Genomic DNA, 8005 nt, shown 5'->3' with positions numbered 1-8005 from the left:
CATTCAAACCCCTAGTAATCGAGGCTTGCAGCATGCCGCGAACCAGGTCATTGGCATCCGTTGTGGACGTGCCTAGGTCGTCAATCAGTTTCGCGATTTCAGGGTTAGCAAGAAGCTTCTTCTCAATCGCATCAATCTTGGCCTTATCGGCCGGATCTCGTCTCGCCACAGTAGTCATTCTGGCTTATCTCCTTATGCGGGATCGGTTCCCACACACAAACCATCAGACACTCTCAAGGCAAAGGCAGATCACCTCTTACAACCCGTAAGCCTAACGTGCCTGATCTGCGCCCAGACTTGGTCGAGCGTGAGTTCAAAGCCCCCGGCCCGAACAAACTGTGGGTGGCTGACATTACGTATGTGCGCACGAAGAAAGGCTTTGTGTATGCCGCGTTTGTCACCGACGTTTACTCCCGACGGATCGTTGGGTGGGCGTTATCAGACTCCATGCGCACCGAGGCGTTGCCGCTGCAAGCTCTTAATCAGGCGATCGTGTGTGCTGAGGAAACAACAGGTCTCATTCACCATTCGGATCACGGCTCGCAGTACGTCAGCGTGGTCTACAACGAGCGCCTTGCCCAGCACGGGATTGCCGCTTCCACCGGAACTGTCGGGGATTCTTATGACAATGCTCTGGCTGAAAACGTTAACGGCTCCTACAAGAACGAGCTGATCCATACTCGCAGGTGGGATGATGTTGTCGAGGTAGAAATCGCGACGTTCGAGTGGGTGTCATGGTGGAACGAGATGAGGCTTCACCAAAGCTTGGGATACCGAACCCCAGTCGAAGTGGAAACCGATTTTTGGAAGCAGAACCCGCCGCAAGAAATAATAGAAATCAAGGCAAATGCCTAGGAACAAAACTCGGGGCACTTCAGACTGCAATTCCGAGCGCTGGGCCGCGCGACGCGTCACGTCTTTGCCACAGACTCTGACGAACAGTCCACCGAGGGTGATATTTCCAATTATCAGGCGCTGACCACCGCCCTTGCCGCCACCGTGGGAGTGGGAAATATCGTGGGCGTGGCCACCGCGTTGTCGATCGGCGGCCCTGGCGCACTGGTATGGATCTGGATTACCGGCCTTGTGGGCATGGCGTCCAAGTACACCGAGGCCTACCTGGGTGTGCGTTTTCGCACCACGGATTCCAAGGGCGAGATGTCCGGCGGGCCGCAGCAATACCTAAAGCGTGGCATCCCCGGACCACTCGGATCGGTACTCGCAGTATTCTTTGCCATCTTTGCAATTTGCGCCTCCTTTGGCATCGGCAACCTCGCCCAAGCCAATGCTGTGGCCACCAATATGGAATCAACCTTCGGTATCGCCCCAGCGGCCACCGGTGCAATCCTCTTCGTCTTGGTGGGATCCGTACTCCTCGGCGGAATCCACGCCATCGGGCGCATTACCGCCGCCTTCGTACCGTTGATGATCATCGTCTACGTCCTGGGCGGGCTCTATGTAATCTTCTCGCATGCCGCGGAGATTCCCGCCGCCTTTGCGATGATTTTCAGCGATGCCTTCACCGGCACCGCCGCCGGCGGTGGATTCGTAGGCTCCACCATCATGATGGCTATTCAATACGGTGTTGCCCGCGGCATCTTCTCCAATGAGTCCGGCATGGGCTCCGCCGCCATCGCCGCCGCGGCTGCCAAGACCCCGCACCCAGCGCGCCAGGGGTTGGTATCGATGACGCAGACCTTCATTGACACCATCATCGTGGTAACCATCACTGGCTTGGTCATTGTTGTGGGCGGTACCTGGGATATGGGCCGCGACGAGGCTGGAATCATGACAGCCGAGGCCTTTTCTCGCGTACTCCCAGGTGACTGGGGCGGCACCATCGTTTCGCTCTCCATTATTTTCTTCGCCTTTTCCACCATCATGGCCTGGGCATATTACGGCGAGCGTTCCCTGGAGTCCCTCTGCGGCCGCAAGGCCTCTATCCCCTACCGCATGTTTTTCGCCTGCCTCCTCTTCGTCGGCTCCGTCTCGGAGCTCGAGCTCGCTTGGACCTTCTCGGACCTGGCCAATGGCCTCATCGCCATCCCGAACCTCATTGGCCTGCTCCTGCTCTCCGGCCTCGTGGCCCGCGAGACCAAGGCCTACCTAGCCTTTGACCCCAAGCTCAATAAGCCAGTCGATGAGGTGCGCGCGTTCGTAGAGTCCCAGGGGATGGACTGGAAGTAACATAGGCCGCATGCCTCAGTTCCTCGTCGTGGGTGCTGGCGCTGCGCTCGGCGCGGTAGCCAGGTACCTCCTCTCCGCCGCGCTCGGCGGCGGCATGCTCCCGCTGCTCCTTATCAATATCCTCGGCAGTGTCCTCATGGGCTACTTCCGCCCCGGCCCCTTTTGGGGCACCGGCGTGCTCGGCGGTTTCACCAGCTTCGCTACCTTCGCTTTCCTAACCTCCGAGGCCCATTGGGCCGTCGCCCTGGCCTATGTCCTAGCCACCATCGTTGGCTGCGTGGGCGGCTACTTGGCAGGTGACAAGCTGCGATGAATCTTCTCTGCGTCCTTATCGGCGGCTTCATCGGCGGCAGCCTGCGCTATGGCTTTACCCGGCTTGTCCCCGCCCGCTACTGCACTTTCGTGGCGAATATTTTGGGCTCTCTAGCCCTTGGCCTGGCCTATGGTTTCGCCCAGCTTGCCGACGCCCCCCTTCTCCACCCCTTCCTCGCCCTCGGCCTCGCCGGCGGCCTATCCACTTGGTCCACATTGGCGAAGGAACTGGGTGAGATGATCAAACGCAAACAGTGGTGGCGACTGTGCAAATACCTCTTCTGGACCATCGGACTCGGCATCGTTCTAGCCTGGCGCGGCACCATCTGGGCGGCCCGCATTTATCACGGCATATAAGCAAAATGGTCTCATTCTCCGCGCGGAGAATGAGACCATTAGCTGTATACCTAGTCTGCGATTGCCTCCAATGGCGGCGTCTTTGCCGCACGGTTCGACGGCCAGACGGCCGCGATAATGCCGACGATAGCCGAGCCTACGAGCATAATGAGCACCATCGCCCACGGAATCTGCGCGGAGTCCAATCCCTCATCACCGAGGATCTCGATGAAGGACCAGCCCAAGCCGAGGCCGATAAGGATGCCCATCACCGCGCCGAAGAGCGCAATCTGCACCGATTCAAGAGTGATCATCGTACGGATCTGGCGGCGCTGCGTACCCACGGCACGCAACATACCAATCTCCTGGCGTCGCTCAATAACACCCAGGGTCAAGGTATTGACAATTCCCAGCACGGCGATAATCACTGCAAGGGCAAGCAGACCATACAAGATGGAAAGCATCTGGTCGATGAACCCGGCGGCTTGGCCCGCATACTCCTCGCCAGAATTAACCTGAACCACGACCAAATCCTTGACCGAGTCCTCTAGGTTGTGGCGCAGTTCTTCCTTGTCATAGCCTTCCTGGCCCAAGACGCCCACCATTTGGACGGTAAAGGACTTCTTTGGTGCGACCTTTTCGGCCACATCCTGCGAAAGCACCATATTCTGGACCACATCGGTGGGCTTAAAGGTACCGACCAGCTTGGCCTCGGCCTTCTTGTCCTTTTCCGCAGAAGTAACCTTGTAGGTCTCTCCTACCTTCCAGCCGTGTTCCTTGGCAAAATCTTCGGTAGCAATGAAGCCCTTCTCCAAGTTGGCATCGCCCTCGACCATGTCGAGCGCAATCATCGACGACGGATCTCCATCCGCAGTCGTCGTTTGCTGGAATTCTGGACCATAATCCATCGATGCCTGACCATCGACGGTCACCGGAGCCATACCGACGGTAATCACCTTATCGACGCCCTCGGCCTCCGCCGCGCGCTTACCCGTATCCTTCGGCGTCGGGAATTCACCGGAGCTAGGACCGGAAAGCAGGTAATCAGAAGTGATGTTCTGCTCCACGGTATCGGCCACAGAAGACTTCATCGTTGCACCAAGCATGCCAATAGCGGTTACTAGGGCCACGCCCAAAGTTAGCGCGAAGGCAGTGGCGGCGGTGCGGCGCGGATTGCGTCGCGAGTTAGTCGCCGCCAGTGAACCAATAGCGCCAAACGGTGCACCGATTGCCTTGCCCACCGTCGGCACCAGAGGCAGCGACAAAGCAGGGCCGGCCAGGAAGAATCCGACGATGACGCCGAACGCGCCAACGCCGACGAGGATGGCGCGGACGCTGGTTTCGCCGTCGGAAAGCACGCCTGCCAACGCCGCAACAATACCCACCAGCAAGATAGTGGCACCGAAAATCGTGCGTACCTTCAGGGAAGTTCCGGAAGCAGATTCGGTAGTGCGCATTGCCTCCACCGGCTGTACGCGGCCCGCGCGCCGTGCCGGCGCCCACGCGGATACAACCGTCACGATGGTGCCCAAAATAATTGGAACTACGATGGCCGAAACGCTCAGGCCCAAGCCGCCATCGAGTGACATTCCCTGCGCGCTCATGACTGCCTTAATGATTGCGACCAAACCCATACCCGCAATCACGCCAACAATGGAGCCCAGAACGCCAACAATGGCGGACTCCACCACCACCGAGTTTGTAATCTGGCGACGGGAAGCACCCAGCGCACGCAAGAGAGCGAACTCCTTCGTTCGCTGCGCGACAATCATCGAGAAAGTATTCGCAATGATGAAGGTGCCTACCAGCAGCGCAATCAGGCCGAAGGCGATGAGGAAGTAATTGATGAACTTCAAGGCAGAAGACATCATCTCCGAGGTCTCCTCAGCCAGGCGCTCACCCGACTCCGCCTTGACTTCATACTTCTCGTTCAGGTGGTCCACCAAGGCATTCGCATCCACTCCATCGGCTGCAGAAACCTTGAGCTGGCTCGGCTCGCCGTAGCGCTCCAGGTAATCCTTTTCAGCCATGCTCAGCACGATGCTCTCGCCCTGGTCTACCGCGGGCTCCGAGATGCCAGAGACGGTGACTTCATCCTGCTCATCGGGGTGAACCACAGTCAGCTTCTGGCCCACGGAAATGTCGTACTTGTCGGCCGCGGAAGAGTTGATGAGGACCTCGTCCTTACCGCTAGGCTCCTCGCCCTCCTTCAACTTATCGGCGCCACCAACGACCTGGTCTTCCGGGTAGAACGGAACAACACTGGCCGTGCCGCCCTGGGTTTGAAAGGCCTCCGAGTTCTCATCGGCCGCGACAACGGTCTCCGAATCCGCGATATTGATGTTCTTGACATCCTTATCGTCGGCCAACTTCTGGCGCAGCTTGTCATCCAGTTTCGCGCCATTGTCGTCTTTTTGGCTCACCACTGCATCCACGCCGCGGAACTGATTATCCACAGCGGAGTCAAACGTCGACTTCAGCGAATTGGTAAACATAAACGAGCCGGCAATAAACGCGGTGCCCAAAACCACCGCGAGAATCGTCAGCCCAAGGCGCAGTTTATGCGCCACGATATTGCGCAGAGACACTCTACGCATTGCGTTTCCGCGTGCCATTTAGCCCTCAATCTCCGCCATTACCTGGTGAATGGCCTCCATCGTCGGATTGTGCAACTCATTCACAAGCTTGCCGTCAGCAAGGAAAACCACCCGGTCCGCATACGAGGCGGCCTTGGCATCGTGTGTCACGATGACCACTGTTTGGTCGTCCTTATCCACCGCGGTTCGCAAAATGTCGAGCACCTCGGCCGAAGAATTCGAATCCAGGTTGCCCGTTGGCTCATCGCCGAAGATGATTTCCGGCCGAGAAACCAATGCACGAGCACAGGCCACGCGCTGCTGCTGTCCGCCAGACAATTCAGCTGGGCGGTGTTCCAGGCGCTCTGCTAGGCCGAGGCGGCTAGTGACCTCCTCAAACCACTGCTTATCGACGCCCTTACCCGCAATATCCGTAGGCAGCGTAATGTTTTCCGCCGCAGTCAGCGTGGGCACAAGGTTAAAGGACTGGAAAATAAAGCCCAGCCGGTCACGACGCAAGGCCGTAATGTTTTTGTCATTGAGCGCCGACATATCGGTATCACCGATAAATGCTGATCCGGAGGTCGCTGAATCGAGACCAGCCATGGTGTGCATCAGCGTCGACTTACCGGAACCCGATGGGCCCATGATCGCCGTGAATTCGTTCTTGCCGAATTCAATGGATACATGATCAAGAGCGACGACAGCTGTGTCATCGCTTCCGTATTGCTTAAACAAGTCAACGGCGCGAGCCGCAGCATTAGTCATGAGACAAATTCTCCTTGTAAATGGGAAATTACCTATTTAAGTCTAGCGACCGTGGCCCCCGGCCGACATCATCCCTGAGGAGGAAAACGGCATACGAGAGCCCGGCACCACCGTTCTCGTGGGTCACACACTGCGGGCTCCGGCCTACTCCCTAGCCCTCCTTTCGCTGTGTTCGTTGTTGTTGGTGTGTGAGGTATTGGGCCCAGGTGTGGTTCCAGTGGGTGTGGTGGGTGGCTAATGGTCCCGTGGGGTGGTCTAGTTGGTAGGTGCCATCGCGGTGGAGCCAGGCGATGGTTCCGGTAATGGGGTCGAGGATGTAATGGACTCTGCGGTCGGTTTTGATGTTGTGGTGGTGTTGGCAGAGGTTTACTAAATTATCTGGGCTGGTAGGCCCGCCAAGGTGGTATTCGATGCGGTGGTCAAGTTGGCACCGGGTGGCGGGGACGGTGCAGCCGGGCCAGCGGCAGGTAGCGTCTCTGCCTTGGGTGTAGGCGCGGATGTCGGTGGTAGGGGTATAAGAGTCTGTCTCGTCGGCGTTGAGTCGGCGGATGAAGGTGTTGTCTGTGGGGGCGTGGTTGAGGTTTATCCATCCGGCACCGGGGTGGAAGACCAGGTTGGTCTCGGGGTTGGTGGTAAACGTGTTGATGGCAACGCTGGTGTGGGTGTCTTCGAGTATGAGGTCGATGAGTCCTTGTGCGGCAGTGGTTGCGGTCTGGTTGGTGTAGGCGTCGATGTGGCGGGCGATGATGGTGGCGGTGGCGCTATCGCAGGTAAGCGTTAGTGTGGTGGTGTTATCCGGGTTGTAGTTGATGCGCAGTCGTGGTTCGGGTTGTTGTTCTTTGTCTTCGGGGCGCAGGTGGGTGTCGATGAAGGTGCGGATAAACCGGCGCAGATCCGCATCGGTGGGGACTGTTTCGTTGGGTGTGGTGGGGGTGAGGAAGTCTGCGAGTGCGGCGTCGATGGCTTCGAGGTGGTCTGGATTGTTGTCTAGGCGGTTGAGTTCGCGGTCGATGATGCGCAGTTTAGTCAGGTCGAGTATCCAGTGCTGGCCTTGGACTTCGGTAACGAGGGGTAGTTGCCGCATGCGGAAGTGAGCGCGCAGGAAGCCTAGGAGCTTGTGGTAGGAGATGCCGAGGTCTTTGGCGAGGCTGGTGAGGCTGAGGTCAACATCCTCGTCTAGTTGGGGGAGGATGGCGCGGTAGAGGAACCAGGAGGTTTTGCGTGTGTAGGTGCCGGCTTTGCCGATGTGGTTTCCGGGTGCGTTGGTGGTGTAGAACGCTTCCGGCACATCACTATCGTCTAGGGCCTCGGTGTCGGGGTGGTCACCTATGAGGAGGGTGTCTGGATAGTCGAGGCTGGTAACTGGTTCGGGTGGGGTGAGTGTGGCAGTCATGGACGAGGCACTCCAGAAGAAAAGAACAGGGTTCGTATGTATTTTCTAACGAATGCCTTTATAGTATCCCGACTGGTGGACATGTGACCCCGGTGGGGGTGTTTATGTTCGAATAGGCTCCCCTAAAACCGCAGGGATCCCCAGAGTCGCGCCACGACCAGCAACGGGGGTAAAAGCAAAGGTTTAGGGTTCGTCGCCTACTACACCCCGGCGGCACGCGGCTCGCTACGTGTTCCGTCGCGTGATGCTTGCTCCCCGCAAAACGTGAAAGAAGGGAAGAGGACGGTGGTTGTTCCGTTCTCTTCCCTTCTTTTGGGTTATTAAATTATCTATTGTTGTTTGGTGTCGGCGGTGACTTACTCTCCCACAACCTCCCGGTTGCAGTACCATCAGCGTGTGCAGGCTTAGCTTCCGGGTTCGGAATGGGACCGGG

At 57.9% G+C, this 8005-nt stretch carries 6 protein-coding genes, 1 rRNA gene and 2 pseudogenes; 4 read left to right on the top strand and 5 right to left on the bottom strand.

Going from position 1 to position 8005, the window contains the following annotated elements; genetic code table 11:
* Positions 1-178 (bottom strand): annotated as a pseudogene (locus MHY08_RS11455) (IS256 family transposase); the annotation flags it as partial.
* 8 nt (positions 179-186) lie between these two features.
* On the opposite strand from MHY08_RS11455, the gene MHY08_RS11450 reads away from it, so the two are divergent.
* The 4 genes and pseudogenes from MHY08_RS11450 to MHY08_RS11435 all read left to right on the top strand — a co-directional run bounded on the left by MHY08_RS11450 (position 187) and on the right by MHY08_RS11435 (position 2856).
* Positions 187-855 carry an IS3 family transposase gene (locus MHY08_RS11450; protein ID WP_370658805.1) on the top strand — a complete coding sequence of 223 codons (669 nt, stop codon included), beginning with the start codon at positions 187-189 and terminating at the stop codon, positions 853-855.
* 24 nt (positions 856-879) lie between these two features.
* Positions 880-2187 (top strand): annotated as a pseudogene (locus MHY08_RS11445) (alanine/glycine:cation symporter family protein); the annotation flags it as partial.
* Positions 2188-2197: 10 nt separating this feature from the next.
* Positions 2198-2500, top strand: coding sequence for a fluoride efflux transporter family protein (locus MHY08_RS11440; RefSeq protein ID WP_204611047.1), 303 nt, complete (start codon positions 2198-2200; stop codon positions 2498-2500).
* Complete coding sequence (locus tag MHY08_RS11435) at positions 2497-2856, top strand: CrcB family protein (RefSeq protein ID WP_204611046.1); 360 nt, start codon at positions 2497-2499, stop codon at positions 2854-2856. The genes MHY08_RS11440 and MHY08_RS11435 overlap by 4 nt, the downstream gene beginning before the upstream one ends.
* A gap of 50 nt (positions 2857-2906) precedes the next feature.
* Here the strand turns inward: MHY08_RS11435 and MHY08_RS11430 are convergent, their stop codons facing one another.
* The 4 genes from MHY08_RS11430 to rrf form a co-directional block, all read right to left on the bottom strand.
* Positions 2907-5450 carry an ABC transporter permease gene (locus MHY08_RS11430; protein WP_204611045.1) on the bottom strand — a complete coding sequence of 848 codons (2544 nt, stop codon included), beginning with the start codon at positions 5448-5450 and terminating at the stop codon, positions 2907-2909.
* The gene (locus MHY08_RS11425) at positions 5451-6179 is read right to left on the bottom strand and encodes an ABC transporter ATP-binding protein (protein WP_204611044.1); all 729 of its coding nucleotides are present in this window, start codon (positions 6177-6179) and stop codon (positions 5451-5453) included. It abuts the gene before it with no gap.
* A 151-nt stretch (positions 6180-6330) separates the two neighbouring features.
* Positions 6331-7572, bottom strand: a complete 1242-nt coding sequence (locus MHY08_RS11420) for an HNH endonuclease signature motif containing protein (protein ID WP_239236764.1) — start codon at positions 7570-7572, stop codon at positions 6331-6333.
* 343 nt (positions 7573-7915) lie between these two features.
* A 5S ribosomal RNA gene (gene rrf, locus MHY08_RS11415) occupies positions 7916-8005 on the bottom strand; the annotation flags it as partial.

Origin of the sequence: Corynebacterium sp. ACRPJ (genome assembly GCF_022347345.1) — a bacterium.
Taxonomy (GTDB): domain Bacteria; phylum Actinomycetota; class Actinomycetes; order Mycobacteriales; family Mycobacteriaceae; genus Corynebacterium; species Corynebacterium tuberculostearicum_D.
This window is presented reverse-complemented; position numbering and strand designations above follow the sequence as displayed.

What these genes read in the sequence shown, in the direction of transcription:
- MHY08_RS11430 (WP_204611045.1), bottom strand. Translation starts at nt 5,450, where the DNA reads ATGGCACGCGGAAACGCAATGCGTAGAGTGTCTCTGCGCAATATCGTG.
- MHY08_RS11435 (WP_204611046.1), top strand. Translation starts at nt 2,497, where the DNA reads ATGAATCTTCTCTGCGTCCTTATCGGCGGCTTCATCGGCGGCAGCCTG.
- MHY08_RS11440 (WP_204611047.1), top strand. Translation starts at nt 2,198, where the DNA reads ATGCCTCAGTTCCTCGTCGTGGGTGCTGGCGCTGCGCTCGGCGCGGTA.
- MHY08_RS11420 (WP_239236764.1), bottom strand. Translation starts at nt 7,572, where the DNA reads ATGACTGCCACACTCACCCCACCCGAACCAGTTACCAGCCTCGACTAT.
- MHY08_RS11425 (WP_204611044.1), bottom strand. Translation starts at nt 6,179, where the DNA reads ATGACTAATGCTGCGGCTCGCGCCGTTGACTTGTTTAAGCAATACGGA.